This window comes from Candidatus Sulfurimonas baltica, assembly GCF_015265455.1.
Lineage (GTDB): Bacteria > Campylobacterota > Campylobacteria > Campylobacterales > Sulfurimonadaceae > Sulfurimonas > Sulfurimonas baltica.
The window spans coordinates 2182473-2198453 of the sequence record NZ_CP054492.1 but is presented as its reverse complement, the minus strand read 5'-3'; the positions used below and the strand labels follow the sequence as shown (position 1 = coordinate 2198453).

The following is a 15981-nucleotide window of genomic DNA, read 5'->3' as shown; positions in this document are numbered from 1 at the left end:
AGATGAAAAGATTAACCAAAGAGGATGCTCTGTATTTAATCAAGAATGCAGACTTAAAAGAACTGGGAAAAATGGCAACAGCTCGAAAAAAAGAGCTTCATCCAAAAGGTATAACAACATTTGTGGTAGATAGAAATATTAACTACACTAATATCTGTTGGGTTGATTGTAAGTTTTGTGCTTTTTACAGGCATGAAAAAGATGAAGATGCTTATGTGCTAACTTTTGATGAGATAGATGCAAAGATTGAAGAACTTTTAGAGATTGGTGGAACTCAAATCCTTTTTCAGGGAGGAGTTCATCCTAAATTAAAAATAGAGTGGTATGAGGATTTGGTTGAGCATATTCATACTAAATATCCAGCAATAACTATTCACGGGTTCTCTTCTATTGAGATTGATTTTATTGCTAAAATTTCTCGCATATCTGTAGAAGAAGTGTTGGAGCGTTTAAAAGCAAAAGGGTTAGCCTCTATCCCGGGAGCTGGAGCTGAGATACTTTCTGACAAGGTTCGTGATATTATCGCACCAAAAAAGATAGACTCAGATGTATGGGTCGATATTCACAGAAAAGCGCACAAGCTAGATATTAAGTCTACAGCAACTATGATGTACGGCACAGTAGAAAGCGATGAGGACATAGTAGAGCACTTTGACATGATAAGAGAACTTCAGGATGAGACAGGCGGTTTTAGAGCATTTATAATGTGGAGTTTTCAATCTGATAATACTGAACTTTTACGCCAAATCCCAGATATGGATAAGCCATCATCAAACCGCTACCTAAGACTTCTGGCAGTTGCAAGGCTTTATCTTGACAATGTGCCAAATATTCAAAGTTCGTGGGTTACACAGGGACCTTACATTGGTCAAATGGCTTTGATGTTCGGGGCAAACGATTTGGGCTCAACTATGATGGAAGAGAATGTTGTAAGCAGTGCAGGTGCTGCTTACTCAATGGCGAAAGAGGAGATGGTCTCTCTCATAAGAGACATCGGTGAGATACCTGCGGTGAGAAATACCGCTTATGAGACTTTAGAGATATTTGCATAATGAAAAAAATAATATTTACTTTACTAATAATAGGACAAATAATAATGGCAGCAACAATAGAAGAGATTGAAGTTAACGGTAAAAACATACCTGTTATTTTTGAAGAAGACAAGAGATTACCGTTAGTAACTATGCAGTTTGTTTTTACTAACAGCGGAACTATAACAGATATAACAAAAGCAGGTTTAGCTAGGTTCAGTGCCAAAGTTATGAGTGAGGGTACAAAAGAGCTGGGTTCAAGTGGATTTGCTGAAGCTCTTGAAGCTAAAGCGATTCATATCTCAGCACATGCTGGCAAAGAGACTTTTGTTGTAGAGGTAGGGTGTCTTAAAGGTGAGTTTGAAACTGCTCTTAAATATTTCGGCGATTTATTAAAAGACCCAAATCTAACTCAAGAGGCAATTGATAAAGTAAAAACTACAACAATCGGTTCAATCAGTTCAAAAGCAAATGACTATGATTATGTAGCTTCAAATGAACTCAAAACGCTTCTATTTGAGGGAACTCCGCTCTCAACCCCAGATGCTGGAACTATTGAGAGCGTAAAAAGCATTGAGCTCTCTGATGTTAAAGAGTTTATAAAAAAACATTTAATCAGCTCTAAACTTATAGTTGTAGTTGGTGGTGATATTGAACTAGAGACGACAAAGCAGCAGATTGGCAAGGTTATAGAGAATATGCCAAAGGGTAGAGCTACGGCACTCAAAAACTATACAGCCTCTAGCAAAGCTAAAGAGAGCGTGTTGAAAAAAGAGACAGAACAAGCATATATATACTTTGGTTCACCATACAATGTAGGTGTTGATTCTCCAGATTATTATAAATCCAGAGTTGCTACATATATTTTAGGAACTGGCGGTTTTGGCTCAAGACTAATGGAAGAGATAAGAGTGAAAAGAGGTCTTGCCTATTCGGCTTATGCAAGGGCAGATATAAGCAAGTCTAGTTCATTTATGACCGGTTACCTTCAAACAAAGCTGGACTCTATGGAAGAGGCAAAAAAAACAGTTAAAGATGTAATAGCGGAGTTCGTAAAAAATGGTGTTACAAAAGATGAGCTCAAGCAGACTAAAAAGTTTTTGCTTGGAAGCGAACCGCTTAGAGTAGAGACTATGAGCCAAAGACTTAATCGTACTTTTATGGAGTACTATAAGGGTCAGGAGTTCGGACATTCTCAAAAAGAGTTAGAGCTTATCGATAAGTTAAAGTTAAAAGATTTAAACGAGTTTATAAAAGCTCATACAGAGATTTTAGATATGAGTTTTGCAATTGTAACCAAGTAAATATTGCAAAATGCAATATTTATACTTAAGGTTTATAAAAAGAGATAGTATTAGATACTAAGGAATTACTATGAACCTCACAAAAGCCCAAGAAGAGAAATTTAAAAAATTAGGTATCAACTCTTGGTGTGAACTCTCTCTTATTATCCCTCACTCTTATGAAGATTTACGACTTCATAACAAGCTTCAAATACACACTTATCAGCTTATAGATGCAACTGTAGAGTCTGTTTATCGCTCTGCCAACTCCATACAAATAACTTTTTTTGCCCATAATTTCGGACATAGTGTTACCGGCGTTTTATTTCGTCCAAAACCCTACATGTTGCACCAGTTTACAGTTGGCAGTAGAGATTATTACTATGGAATGATTGAGTGCAAAACAGGACACTGCACTATGAGTATGCCAAGAAAAGTAACCAACGAAGGTTATATAACTCCAAAATACAAATCTGCTTTAAGAGCCGATGTGATGCTCCGTTTTATTCAAAATAATTTAACAAAAGAGAACCTAAAAACAGAGGGCTTAAAAGAAGATATTATAGATGAAGTTTTAAAATTACATTTTCCCACAGAACTGCCAACAACTACAAAAGAGCTAGATTCAAAAAGTGTTAATGCTCTAAAATATATAGAGCTATTCTCTTATATGAAGAAGTTGTCTACATGTAGAAGATATTTTAAAGCCTCTACATGTAGAAGTAGTGATTATAAAGATTGGGCTAAAACCTTGCCGTTTAAACTTACTAATGAGCAGGTTAGTGCGATTGAAGATATTAAAATAGATTTGCAAAAAGATGTAAGTGCTAGGCGAATGATAGTCGGGGATGTTGGAAGCGGTAAAACTATGGTTATTTTAGCTTCTGCAGTAATGATGCTCCCAAATAAATCTATTTTAATGGCACCAACAACTATACTTGCAAACCAACTTTTTGAAGAAGCCCGTAGATTTATCCCTAATATTAAAATAGTTTTAGTCACTAACAAAACAAAAAATATAGATTTGAGTGAGTTTGATTTTATTATCGGCACTCATGCACTTTTATATAGAGAGCTTCCAAAAGCAGGGCTTGTTATGGTTGACGAGCAGCACCGTTTTGGAACTGCACAGAGAAACATGTTAGAGAAGTTAGTTAGTAGCACTGATGTAATCGACAATAAAATACTGGTTAAGCCCCATTTTTTGCAGTTTTCCGCAACTCCAATTCCGAGAACTCAAGCTATGATAGAGACAGCGCACATTGATGTCTCTTTAATCACGTCAACGCCTTTTAAAAAAGATATATCAAGCAGAGTAATCCATAAAAATGATTTTCAAGAGTTGCTTGGGCATATTAAAAGTGAGATAAGTAACAACAACCAAGTTCTATTGGTCTACCCTTTAGTTGAGCAGAGTGAAGTTATTGAGTATCAGAGCATTGATGAAGCAAGAGGATATTGGGAAAATAATTTTGCCAATGTTTATGTGACTCATGGAAAAGATAAAGAGAAAGAAGAGGTGCTAAAAGAGTTTAGCGAAAAAGGGGATATATTAATTGCTACAACGGTTGTAGAAGTCGGAATATCCCTCCCAAGACTAAGCACGGTTGTGATTGTAGGTGCCGAAAGACTAGGTTTGTCTACTCTTCATCAGCTACGAGGTCGTGTAAGTAGAACAGGCTTAAAAGGGTACTGTTTTTTATATACAAACCAAAATACTTCTGAGCGCTTAGAGAATTTTACTAAAACAACAAGCGGTTTTGACATAGCAAATCTAGATTTAAAGTTTAGAAAAAGCGGTGATTTGTTAAAGGGTTCTAATCAGAGTGGAAAACAGTTCAAGTGGGTTGATTTGGCGGAGGATGAAGAGATAGTTAAAAGTGTGAAAAAAGATTTAGTAGCTTTAAAAGAATAAAGGGAAAAAGCTTCCCTTTATAAACTATTAATATAACCCGAATTTACCATCATTTCTTTTGTAAAGAACACGAGTTTTACCTTCGTTATCCAAAAAGATTTCAAACACTTTGTTACCATCTTTGAGGTCATTTAAAACATCTTCAACTTCACGAGGCTTGTAAAGAGCTAGCTCTACAGGTACGATTTCATCTTCTAAAGCTTCACTAGCTTCATGTAAATCAATTGATGCATTTGCTTCGTTCTTAGCTTCGTTCATACCATCTTTATGGTGATTAGTATCTTTATCATGCATACGACGCATAGCTTTTTGAGCTCTTGAAGTTGCCATATCAATAGCAGCATACATGTCATCATCATTTTGTTTAATAATAATAGAGTTTTTGTGAGAAAGGTGTATAACAAACTCTACAGTAGAGTGTTCTTTACCTTTTTTTGATTGAGTTGACGCTATAACATTAACAGAAATAATATCCATATTGTATTTGCTTAGTGTTTCTATTGACGTATTCATGTGAGCTTTGATTGGCTCTGTTAATTCTACATTTCTTCCAGTTAGAGAAATATTCATAAAATATCCTTTTAAAATTATAATTTAGTGATTATAGCATTAAAAGGTTTAGAAATATTTAGAAACTATAGTTTTTGAATACTTCTTCTAAAATATCGTATAGGCTCTGTACCTGCAGTTGTAGTAACAGTTATATCCATAAGTACTGAGCCGTTTTGTTCATCCGTTGTTAATGTTGTAAAGTAGTCACCGGTACCACCGCATGCAAGACCTCTATAAACATATCTAACACTTATATTTATATCATATATGCTATCTAGAGTATATGAAGGAATTGTTGTACAAGAGCCATTTTGAGCAATTGTTAATAGAGCAAGTTCAGCAGCACTTTTAGAATAAAGTACAGACTGCTCATAAAGATATAAGTCTGTTGTTCTTTTCCCTGTTTCAGCTGTCATAGCTAGAGAAAGTGCCATAATAGTTGCTATTATAACAATAACAGCCATAGCCATTATCATAGCAAAGCCTGAACGATTTTTTAGTATATAGTTTTTTCTTTGCATATTGAATAACCTCCCGCTACATTACCATTGATTATATCACTCCCTACACAGACCTGTACTTTTACAACAGAACCAACAGCTTTAAATCTAAATGTGCTTACGTTTTCCATCAACAAAAACTCTTTTCCATCATCTATGTAGTTTTCACCTTCCCAAGGTTGGTAATCGTAATTAAGCCAGAGATTCCCGGTTTGTGTTGTAGGGTCATAGTCTCTAAGTTCAACAGCATAAGCTGTCCATGCAAGCTGATAATATTCGAAAACATCTACACCAGTAAAGTTATTATCAAGCCCTGTTGCACCATTAGTAGGGATAAGAAGATGTTCTTCACCGGGATTAGGACTTCTTCTTATTGGATGCATAACGCTTGTGGTTTGGTCAGTTAGTGCGGCACCATTCCATCCATAATTATTTATATCACTATCAGAACCTACAAAATAGATGGCTGAATTATTTATACCTGTCCCACTGCCGTGGGACAATACACCAATTAGTGTATCAAGAGCTGTGGTATTCGTCTCAGGTGAGTTTAGACTGCTTGTTGATGATACTTGTAAATCTATTATTCCGCTCCAGTTTGGCAAAGATTCCCCTCTAAATCCCTCTATATCACTTCCTACCCATTCTAAAATAGTTGCAGTATCATCATATGTTGAACCTGATAATGCCTGATAATTGTTCAGATTTGCTCCCGGCTCTCTGGCAATAATAGAGTCTTTTATACGAAACTGCAGTCTTGAGGCAATAGACTCAACTGCTGTAGCACTTCTCGCTTGAAGAGAGTTATTTACGCTTGAGTATATAAAATTATTGTACGCCTGAGCCAAAAACTCAACTCCAAATTTACTTAAAATCCCCATAACAACTATAACAAAGATAAGCTCTATTAGTGTAAAACCAAGACGACGCATTAAAATCTCCTCCTATAGTAATCAATCTCACCAATATTAGCACTTTGCATTCTAAGAACTACAATATCTTTTGGCTCAGAATCTCTCACCGTGATTTCTATAAGCTTTATATTTGCATCGGCGGCGCTAGGTGTTACAGTAACTATACTTGTGTAATTCGCCTTATACCCTGAAGCATTTGCTGTATCGTCTATAAAAATATTTTGTTCTCCAAGTTCTGCATTGTCCAAGTTGAAAAAAGTGTTGCTTGAAAGATTCAGTGGTGGGACTGCTGTAATATTTCCATCAACACATCTTCTATGCAGGGGTTGTACTATATGTCCAGGTCTTAGTCTATGTCTATCACTTGCCGTGTTGTTTACACATGTAGAGCCAATATCAATAACTCTTGAGAATTGACTCAAAGCGTTATCCGCCATCGAGTTTGCATCCCAATATCCAGAAGCTGCACCCATAAGCTCTGCAGAGGCAGCAAATATAGCCTCTTGAAGAATATTGCTCTCAATACCCCTTGATGTTACTTGTGTCATCATAGGAAGAGATAGTACAGCAATACCGATTATGACAATAGCAAAGATAAGCTCTATCATTGTAAAAGCAAATCTCTTAATACTATTTCTTACCACATAATTCTCCTGTTTGTTCTAGTTGCATTTGTATCTTTTGTGACTGTATCTGTATCATGTGCACCGCTCCACTCTCCACCTATTTTTTCAAACTCTACTGAGAACTGGTTTCTTATAGCTGTTGGGTCATCTTTGTTGTAGATTAACCAGCCGGATGCGTTGTTTTCCATGGTTGTTTTATATGGGAAGCTGTCAGGGTTAGTAGCCGGATTATCGTAAGTAAGAACTACAGTATTAGGATTAGCAACAGGGTTTACAGGTGCAGCAGTTACAATACCTAATAAGCCCTTTTGAGTTACACTGCCGGCATTTCCATGATTTGTAGTATTGTGTTCACTGTTTATAAACCATCTTATATCATCTGTTCTTCTTGAAGCAATTCCATCTTGAAGTAAATTTTTATTACATGTAGTCCCGTTTGTATCTCCAAAACAGTAAACTTCATAATAGATGTTTGTGGTGCCCGAGTCACCCTCATATCTCTGTCTAGAGGCATGTGTACGACCGTAGTAGTGTTTTAATGTTGTGTTTAAGTCACGAATACCACTAGTTGTTATTGTAGTTAAATCTGCATTCATAGTGCAGTTTGCAGGAGTGTTGCAGTCTGCATTATAAGTTGCAAATGTAAGTTCTTCCGGATTAAATGCTGTAGTTATATTTCTGTCAAAGTTTAAATTTAGATTTGTATTTATCGTACCGCTATTTGACTGGTTAAAATCACTAGCAAGAATAGAAACTGTCCCTACAAGATTATTCATAGTGCCGTTTTGATCATTTGCAGGTAAGTCTGTATTGTGATATCTGTATCTATAATCAACTGCCAATAAATTTGCCCTGTTTTTATTAAGGTCTAAATCTACCGGCTGCGCATAACAGTTGTCTGTAAAGTTGCTAAGAGCTGAATCATTTGAGCCTCTTGCTGTTACGCTACCGTTTAAGTGAAAAGACATCTCTTCATCGTTATCCATATCCGACATGTAGATGAAAGAATTTGCACCAAAAGACGTGTTGTTGTTTTGGCCGTGTGAAGGAGTAATTCCTGACATGTCAAACTTGTATGGGTGGAATTGTAGGTTGTAGTCTCTGTATTTTAAAGCTGTAGCAGTAGCATCGTGATTTGAGCTAATATTACATCCATTGAGTGTATTTGAGTTTACTATTTGAGTCGTAGAGTTGTTTACTATACAGTCGGCACCATTTAAAAAATATGTTCCCGCATGGTGTGATGGTTGAGTATTATCAACAATTGTCCATTGAGTATCTCTAATATTTAGAAGGTATTCACCCACTTGGTCTACTGATGAGTTTATGTCTACCATACCATCTACAAATCCTAAGGAGACAGATTTATTATTATCATCATTGCAACCCGTTGGGCTGCCGCTTGGATTCCATGTGTATTCTACACTATCAGGTGGCAGTGCAGAGTCAAAATTTCTTGTATAACCAGGAGATGAGTCATTACTTAAATGATTTGTAGCAGTTACTTCCAGATTGTATTGATATCCGGCTGCAAGCTCAGTTTGAACAGTCGATGGCGTTACAACCCCAGACACATTGTCAGCAACTCTAAGTTGAGAAGCTGGATTTGTTTGGTTTTGGTCATCTAGTTTGATCATAAATGCTTCAGGACGAATAGCAAAGTTGTCTCTCGAGCATATAAATCTTGTATCTATTCCATATACACACTCCATACATGTAGTAAGTTCTGCCGTATCCATTGCAGAAGCATAACTAACTCCTGCGTTACTACAGTATTGGCTTATTTTATCTGTAGAGCTTGGGTTGTTATCCATGTCTTGTGCACAGTTCCCTGATAAACTAGGAAAGTTTGTAACATTATATTTTGTTCCAGAACCTCCGCTGATAGGCTCTAATTGAACTATGGAGCCGTTGTCGTCAACAGAGTTGTAGGTGATTCTAAAAGCTGCATTTTGTACTGAGTGCCCATAAAAATCTGCAGAGTTTGTAAGAGAAGTTCTGCCTTCAAGTATTGCTAAATCTAAGGCTGCTTTGTTAAATGGAACTGATATCACATTTTCATCAAATATTACCCAGACTCTAGGAGATACAGAACTGTCTATCTCGCTGCAAGAAGCATCAGTATAGTGAAATGCACCTGCGTCTATCATCTCTACCGCAGCAATGGTCATCGAATGATTATTGTCTAGTACATCATGGTCACTTTCATCCATAGATAGTACTTTAAAGTTTCCTTCTCTTTTTGTTACTTGTGTTGGAAGATTATAGTATCTGTTTGCTCCTCCAATATCATAGTTATAATAGTCATTATGAACAACGTTAAAGATACCGCTAGCAGGTGAGAAGTTTAAACCGCTCGCACATATTGGTATATTTGCACCAAGTGTAAGAGTGTAGGGTACTGTAGTTCCTGCGATTGTCAAGTCGTATCTTGCTTTTGCTTTTATTGGCATATCAATAGATGTAGAGGAAGGATTAATGCTATAGTAAGCATAAAAGTATTCGCTTGAAGAGATGCTTCCTATATCTATGTTGTTAATGAAATCTCCACTAGAAGTATTGCCCACTGTTACATCACTTCCATCAACCAAGTTAGTAGGAACAACAGCACCAATTTTATGAAGTTTTGTTGAGTTTGAAACGTATGTTGCTTCACTGGTGTTTATGTCATATATATCTAAAAACATATTATCAACGGATATGTCTGAATCGACAAGGTTTTTTATATAGATAGTTGTTTCAATCTCTTTGTTTGGTATTATATTACCGCTTATTTTGGGATCTTGAGAACCATTGTTGTCTTCTGTAAAAAATATACCTTGTTGTTTGTATGCGTAATCATAACAAAAATTCGGGACATAAAGTTGAGTCTCCAGAGCATACATACCAGGCATGTAACCATCACCTGAAGATGTAAATGCTATATCTGTGCTTGATTGTAAATTTCCAAGTATCCCACTTATATCATAAGTGTCAATATCTGCACCCAAGGTATTTGGTGAGTAGTACGGAAGACCAGTTGTAACAGTAGCACCGTCTTTAGATATTGTAGCATTCATCACGTTATTAGATGGGTTTAGCCCATTGGTTAATGCATGTTGCATTCCCGTGTCATCAGTTATAGACCCACTATCACCGGTAATTGAAGTATCACCCTCTCCTGCAAATACAATTAAAGAAGAGTTTACAGTGCCGCTTCTAGGAGTTAAAAAACCAGTAAGCGTAGATGATACGCCTGAGCCGACACCTGTGTTTGTATTGTCACAGCCATTGTTGTTGGCATAGGTTATAGCGTTGTTTATATCTGTATTTCCGGCAAAAGCTTGATAACCGTGAAAAGCTGTAATGTTTTTAAAGTCTTGCGAAAAGTCCTCATAAACAACAGCCAGTGACCAAGCACCAAAGCTACCACCTGCTGGTTGCCCCTCTGTTGTAGCAATATCACCTACCCAGTAGTATCCTGGGCCGTTAGCGTTTACATAGCCAGTTATATCAATAAAACTTTGGTAGTAAAAACGATTAGCATCAAAATATACCCAGTTCATAGATGCATTTGAAGCACTTTGGTAAGAAGTGTCACCGTCATGCTTATATTTTATACTTCTACCTGTTTGTTTTTGTGCATCATTCCAACCTACCATGTATCCTTGCCAAAACAGACCTGCCCATAATACTTTTTTCCCTGCCGGTATATCAAGTAAGGCAGCAGATGAGTTAGATGTTGTTGCAGCATTATCAGCTGTTGCGTGAACGTCATCGTAGTCGTTATGCATCATATTGATATTATTATTTTGTGATGTTCCTGGGTCTGTACAGTTTCCAGAGCCATCATTTGCACACAAAGAGGTGTTTCCTATTTGAACTAGTTTTGAGTAAGCACTGTCGCTGTATACAGGAGTAAAAACTCTTGGGTTTGCACATGTAAAATTAACAACAGTGCTAACTGTTATGGAAAAACTGTCACTATTTGAATCTCCATCAACATCAGTAGCAATAATACTTAGGTTGGAAACACCATCAACAGTTGGAGAACCGCTTATGATGCCAGTAAACATATCAAAAGATAGTCCCGCTGGCAATGTTCCTGCTAATGTGTATGACGTTATAGCATCACCGTCAGTTAATGTCACAAAATTAGATATATCTAAAGAGAAAGCGACACCGTTTGATGCTGCTTGATCTGGCACATCTCCCATAATTGGCGGAGCTTTTGTAGATACAGTAATAGAAAACGCATCACTGTTTGAGTCTCCATCATTATCTGTTGCAATAACACTTAGGTTAGAAACACCGTCAATTGTTGGTGTTCCGCTTATAATACCCGTTGATGTGTCAAAAGATAATCCAGTTGGCAATGTTCCCGCTAGTGTGTAAGATACAATAGCGTCAGCGTTTGTTTGTGTTACAAAAGTAGATATATCTAATGTATAAGCAAAACCATTCGCTGTTGACTGATTAGGTATATCTCCCATTGCAGGTGGAATTTGAACTGGAGTGCCATCAATTGAAATATCTAAGATAAATGCTGGTTCATTGTCTGCAGAGGTATCTGGGTTGAAGCCTACTGTAATGTTTCCACTTGCATCAGTAGTTGTGGTAGTTATGAAAGAATCACTTATGCCTCCTCCGTCACTATGATATGTTTGTTCTATACTTCCATTAATTAAAACGTTAAAGTCATCACTTGTTTCCCAAGCATTTGGTACATTGGCGTTGAATGTGATAGTTATTGCGGAATTTGCATACTCTAAACCAAAATTATATGTTTTAGAAGCTGTTGTGTCTCTGGCAACTTCCATCTCTCCACTAGATACGCTTACATATCCAGACCAACCGTCATCATCACTTGAAAAGGTGTCGTTAGCAATTTGGATAGAGTAAGCATTTACAGAAAAAAACATTAAAAACAGTAGCGGAAAATAAAAAGCTTTGGTAATAGTTTTCATAACAGACTCCTCGTCAAGCAAATATTAGGGCACAAAAAACTTGGGCTCACTCACAATTTAGTTATCAATCTTTGATTGTACTCCAATTAAAGTTATAGTTATATAAAAGTTTTTTAGCATAGATGTTGTTTGAAGAGGTGATAGCAAAGGCTAAATAAATTTTGTTTTATTTAGCCTTTAAAAAAGTAGAAATTTTCTCTGCAACGCCATATTTGGTAGATTCAGGCAAAATTATTTGAGTTGCTTTGTTGTTGTCGGTATTAAAGATGATTGGACCTATAAAGTTTACGACAGAATCTTCTATAGGTGTTTGTATAAGAACTATATTTAAAATAAGAAGGTTTGAGTCTTTGTTTGCTCCCAGCAACTCTTGTGTGCTTTCCATCACTTCAAAGTCATAATCTCTCAAAATAAACGGGTCAATCAGAGTGAAGGAGATATGTTTATCAGTTGTAGATTGCATTTTCATAAAAATATCATCAATTTTTTCTAATGTTACTTGTTTTAAATCTTCAAAGCCTAAGATAGGCGCACATATATCAAATTGCATAAAAATCCCCAGTTTGTAATTTTGTGATTGTATCACTTAACGGATAAATAAAGCATAAAATGTACCTAGTTTAATGAGTGTTATATATCTTTTGGATAAAATATCAACTTATTTACAAATAGGAAATTATTTTATGAAATTAAAAAGTTATTTAGTAGCGGGTTCTGTTATATTTATTGTGTTGTTTGCAGGTTGCGCTAAAGAGGTAGAAGAGTACAACAAGCCAGCAATGTACTGGTATTCTAAAATTGTTCAGCAAATATCTCAAGGAGATTTAGAAAAAGCAGACAGCTTTTATAGCTCTCTTCAGGGTGAACACATAGGTTCTCCTCTTTTGCCGGAGGCAACTATGATTTTAGCGATAGCTCACATGCAGTATGAAGAGTATTTGCTAAGCGAGCATTTTTTAGATGAGTATATAAAAAGATATGCAACTCAAAATGAAAAAGAAGAGGCAGAGTTTTTAAAAATAAAATCAAAATATATGGCTCTTCCAAACCCAAGACGTGATCAAGCTTTAATAGACTTAGCAATAAAAGAGGGTGAAAATTTTAAATTGCAATATCCAAACTCTATGTATACTGAAGTTATAAACACTATGCTTGTTAGATTAGAACTTGCACAAGCGGCACTTAACGAGACAATAGTTGACCTTTATAACAGACTTGATAAACCAAAAAGTGCTGAATATTATAAAAATATTAAGCCACAAGATTGGATAGTGTGGAGTGACATTCAAAGAGCAAATACAGCTTGGTACCGTGAGTGGTTTGAAGGTGATGGAACTTCTAGTTGGTATGAGTTCTTGATACCGGACACACAAAGTGTTGTCTCAAGAAATTCTGTAGCACAAGAAGATAAAGCAGAAGGAGAAAATAATGAAACTAAGTGATTATGGAACTTTTCCGGCAAGTATACCAGTTATAGCAGAGGATGAACTATTCTTATACCCATTTATGATATCCCCTCTTTTTTTAAGTGATGAGAATAACATTGAAGCAGCAACGAGAGCAATAGAAGAGAGTACATTAGTTATCGTGTGTCCTACTAAACCTTCAAAAGAGGGTGAACGTAAGTTTGAATCACTTTATGACGCAGGTGTAGTTGGCTCCATAATGAGAAAAGTCGCACTCCCCGATGGTAGAGTGAAAGTTCTCTTCCAGGGTCTTGCTCGGGCAAAAGTATCTAGCAAAGTAGAAGATAATCCTCTGGTTGTTAATGTAGACATTATTGAAGCAACAAATGTAGACTCACTTAAGATTGATGCTATTTTAGAGATAGTTAGGGAAAAGGTTAGAACACTCTCTAGTGTGAGTAACTATTTCCCGCCTGACTTGCTAAGAACCATAGAAGAGAATCATGACCATAACCGTATAATTGATCTTATTTGTTCAACAATAAAGCTAAAAAAAGATCAGGCGTACGGTCTTTTTGTAGAGTCAAATACTGAAAAAAGATTTTTAGATTTAATCGAGCATCTTATAGATGAAATTGAAGCAAATAAACTTCAAAAAGAGATACGTTCAAAAGTTCATACACACATAGAGCAAGTGAATAAAGAGTACTTCCTAAAAGAGCAGTTAAAGCAGATTCAAAAAGAGCTTGGCAGTGATACTTCAAGAGATGAAGAGATGGATGAGTACAGAAACAAGCTGGCAGCTAAAAAAGATAAAATGAGTGAAGAGGCTTACAAAGAGGTGAACAAGCAGATAGAGAGGTTCTCCCGTATGCACCCTGACTCATCTGATGCATCAATGACTCAAACATATCTTGATTGGGTTTTATCTATACCTTTTGGAGAAGAGAGTAAAAGGGCGCTTAAAATCAGTGATGTAGAAAATCAACTAGACAAAGACCACTTCTCACTAGAAAAGCCTAAAGAGAGAGTAGCAGAATTTTTTGCTGTTAAGGAGTTGATGGAGCTAAGAGGAGTTAAAGGCAACTCTGGTGCAATTTTATGTTTTTCAGGACCTCCAGGAGTTGGTAAAACATCACTTGCAAACTCTATTGCTAAAGCACTTAAGCGTCCACTTGTCAGAATTGCACTAGGCGGTTTAGAAGATGTTAATGAGCTAAGAGGCCACAGACGAACTTATGTTGGCGCAATGCCAGGAAGAATAACACAAGGGCTTATCGATGCAAAGAAAATGAACCCTGTTATTGTTTTGGATGAGATAGATAAAGTGTCAAAAACAGGAAGAGGCGATCCAACTGCAGCACTTTTGGAAATTTTAGACCCTGAGCAAAACAAAGAGTTCCGTGATTATTACTTGAATTTCAATATTGACTTAACGAAAGTTATTTTTATTGCTACTGCGAATGATGTCGGCAGAATTCCTGCACCTCTTCGTGACAGAATGGAGTTTATAACAATCAGTTCATATACTCCTCAGGAGAAATTTGAGATTGCATTAAGATACCTTATCCCTCAAGAACTTAAAAAACATGGACTTAAAAAGAGTGAAGTAAGCATATCTAATCCGGCACTAAAAGAGCTTATTCACAGTTATACACGTGAAGCAGGGGTAAGAAATCTTCGTAGACGTATTGCCAATATGTGTAGAAAAGTAGCCAGAGAAGTTTTGGAAAAACCAGAAATTACGAAAGTCTCTTTAACTCTGAAAAACCTAAAAGATTATTTCGATAAGACCGTATTTGAGATAGAAAAAACAACAAAAGTTCCTGTAGTAGGGGTTGTAAACGGTCTTGCTTGGACTGCAGTTGGCGGAGATGTTTTAAAAATAGAGTCCATTCGTATTAAAGGTAAGGGTACTATGCAATTAACTGGTAGTCTTGGCGAAGTCATGAAAGAATCAGCAAGAATAGCTTTTAGTGTAGTTAAAACATTGATAGATACAAAAAAATTAAAAATAGATGTTAAAAATATTCCACTTACACTAAAAGAGAGAGAAGATGCAGCTAATGTAGACGCAAGTGAAGTTTACAAGCGCTATGACTTACATGTACACGTTCCAGATGGTGCAACTCCAAAAGATGGACCAAGTGCCGGCATAGCTATGGTGAGTGCAATATCATCTATATTGAGCTCTAGAAAAATTCGTTCAGAAATTGCTATGACGGGTGAAGTTTCACTAAGTGGAGATGTATTGCCAATCGGCGGACTAAGAGAGAAGCTGATAGCTGCACACAAAGCTGGAATGAGTAAAGTGCTAATACCATTGAAAAATCTTGAAAGAGACCTAGAAGATATCCCTAAAGAGGTTAGAGACTCTTTAGAGATAATTGGTGTCAGTAGAGTGGAAGAAGTATTGGATTATATTCTTGTTTAAAGTACTAGAGAGTTAATTTTTTCAACAAGATCGTTATTTCTGATTGGCTTCATTAAAAAACCATTAGCACCAAGCTCTAGTGCTTCTGTTTTTTTGGTTTCATCAGTAGTTAGTACTATTATTGGCATTTGTTCTATATTGTCATCTGAACGAACAACCTTAAGCATCTCCAGGCCATTCATAATAGGCATAATTATATCAAGCAAAACCAGATTAATATCACCCCTTGATTTTATTTGACCTACAGCATCAGCTCCATTTTTTGCCTCAATAACTTCTTTTACATCCGGGTTTTTCATAAGCATTGATTTAAGCAGTTTTAGATTTATTAAATCATCATCAACTGCTAATATCACTAATTCTTTTGACATATT

The 15981-nt window shown here is 36.3% G+C and carries 12 protein-coding genes; 5 read left to right on the top strand and 7 right to left on the bottom strand.

All coding sequences use genetic code 11. The annotated features are described in order from the left end of the window. The first annotated feature begins 2 nt into the window (after nt 1-2). The 3 genes from HUE88_RS11035 (at nt 3) to recG (ending at nt 4229) form a co-directional block, all read left to right on the top strand. Nucleotides 3-1052, top strand: a complete 1050-nt coding sequence (locus HUE88_RS11035; protein WP_194369005.1) for a dehypoxanthine futalosine cyclase — start codon at nt 3-5, stop codon at nt 1050-1052. Next, nucleotides 1052-2335: a M16 family metallopeptidase gene (locus HUE88_RS11030; RefSeq protein WP_229860073.1), complete on the top strand. Its 1284-nt coding sequence runs from the start codon at nt 1052-1054 to the stop codon at nt 2333-2335. Before HUE88_RS11035 ends, HUE88_RS11030 begins: the two co-directional genes overlap by 1 nt. Nucleotides 2336-2405: 70 nt before the next feature. Next, a complete protein-coding gene (recG, locus tag HUE88_RS11025; RefSeq protein WP_194369003.1) occupies nt 2406-4229 on the top strand; it encodes an ATP-dependent DNA helicase RecG in 1824 nt (607 codons plus the stop codon). 27 nt (nt 4230-4256) lie between these two features. Here recG and hpf read toward each other — a convergent pair whose 3' ends face one another. The 6 genes from hpf to fliW form a co-directional block, all read right to left on the bottom strand. Beyond that, on the bottom strand, nt 4257-4799 hold the full coding sequence (gene hpf / locus HUE88_RS11020) for a ribosome hibernation-promoting factor, HPF/YfiA family (RefSeq protein ID WP_194369001.1): 543 nt from the start codon (nt 4797-4799) through the stop codon (nt 4257-4259). Between the two features lie 65 nt (nt 4800-4864). Then, nucleotides 4865-5302: a hypothetical protein gene (locus HUE88_RS11015; protein WP_194368999.1), complete on the bottom strand. Its 438-nt coding sequence runs from the start codon at nt 5300-5302 to the stop codon at nt 4865-4867. Further along, nucleotides 5278-6213: a prepilin-type N-terminal cleavage/methylation domain-containing protein gene (locus tag HUE88_RS11010; RefSeq protein WP_194368997.1), complete on the bottom strand. Its 936-nt coding sequence runs from the start codon at nt 6211-6213 to the stop codon at nt 5278-5280. The genes HUE88_RS11015 and HUE88_RS11010 overlap by 25 nt, the downstream gene beginning before the upstream one ends. Next, nucleotides 6213-6839, bottom strand: a complete 627-nt coding sequence (locus tag HUE88_RS11005; RefSeq protein WP_194368995.1) for a type II secretion system protein — start codon at nt 6837-6839, stop codon at nt 6213-6215. The genes HUE88_RS11010 and HUE88_RS11005 overlap by 1 nt, the downstream gene beginning before the upstream one ends. Beyond that, the gene (locus HUE88_RS11000) at nt 6833-11767 is read right to left on the bottom strand and encodes an Ig domain-containing protein (protein ID WP_194368993.1); all 4935 of its coding nucleotides are present in this window, start codon (nt 11765-11767) and stop codon (nt 6833-6835) included. Before HUE88_RS11000 ends, HUE88_RS11005 begins: the two co-directional genes overlap by 7 nt. A 166-nt stretch (nt 11768-11933) precedes the next feature. Then, a complete protein-coding gene (gene fliW / locus HUE88_RS10995) occupies nt 11934-12317 on the bottom strand; it encodes a flagellar assembly protein FliW (RefSeq protein ID WP_194368991.1) in 384 nt (127 codons plus the stop codon). A 133-nt stretch (nt 12318-12450) separates the two neighbouring features. Between fliW and HUE88_RS10990 the strand changes: the two genes are divergently transcribed. Together HUE88_RS10990 and lon are read left to right on the top strand one after the other, a co-directional pair. Next, the gene (locus tag HUE88_RS10990) at nt 12451-13209 is read left to right on the top strand and encodes an outer membrane protein assembly factor BamD (protein ID WP_194368989.1); all 759 of its coding nucleotides are present in this window, start codon (nt 12451-12453) and stop codon (nt 13207-13209) included. Next, nucleotides 13196-15607, top strand: a complete 2412-nt coding sequence (gene lon / locus HUE88_RS10985; protein WP_194368986.1) for an endopeptidase La — start codon at nt 13196-13198, stop codon at nt 15605-15607. Before HUE88_RS10990 ends, lon begins: the two co-directional genes overlap by 14 nt. Here the strand turns inward: lon and HUE88_RS10980 are convergent. Next, entirely contained in the window at nt 15604-15978 is a 375-nt protein-coding gene (locus tag HUE88_RS10980; protein WP_194368984.1) for a response regulator, read from the bottom strand. The two genes, lon and HUE88_RS10980, sit on opposite strands and share 4 nt — an antisense overlap. Nucleotides 15979-15981: the final 3 nt, after the last annotated feature.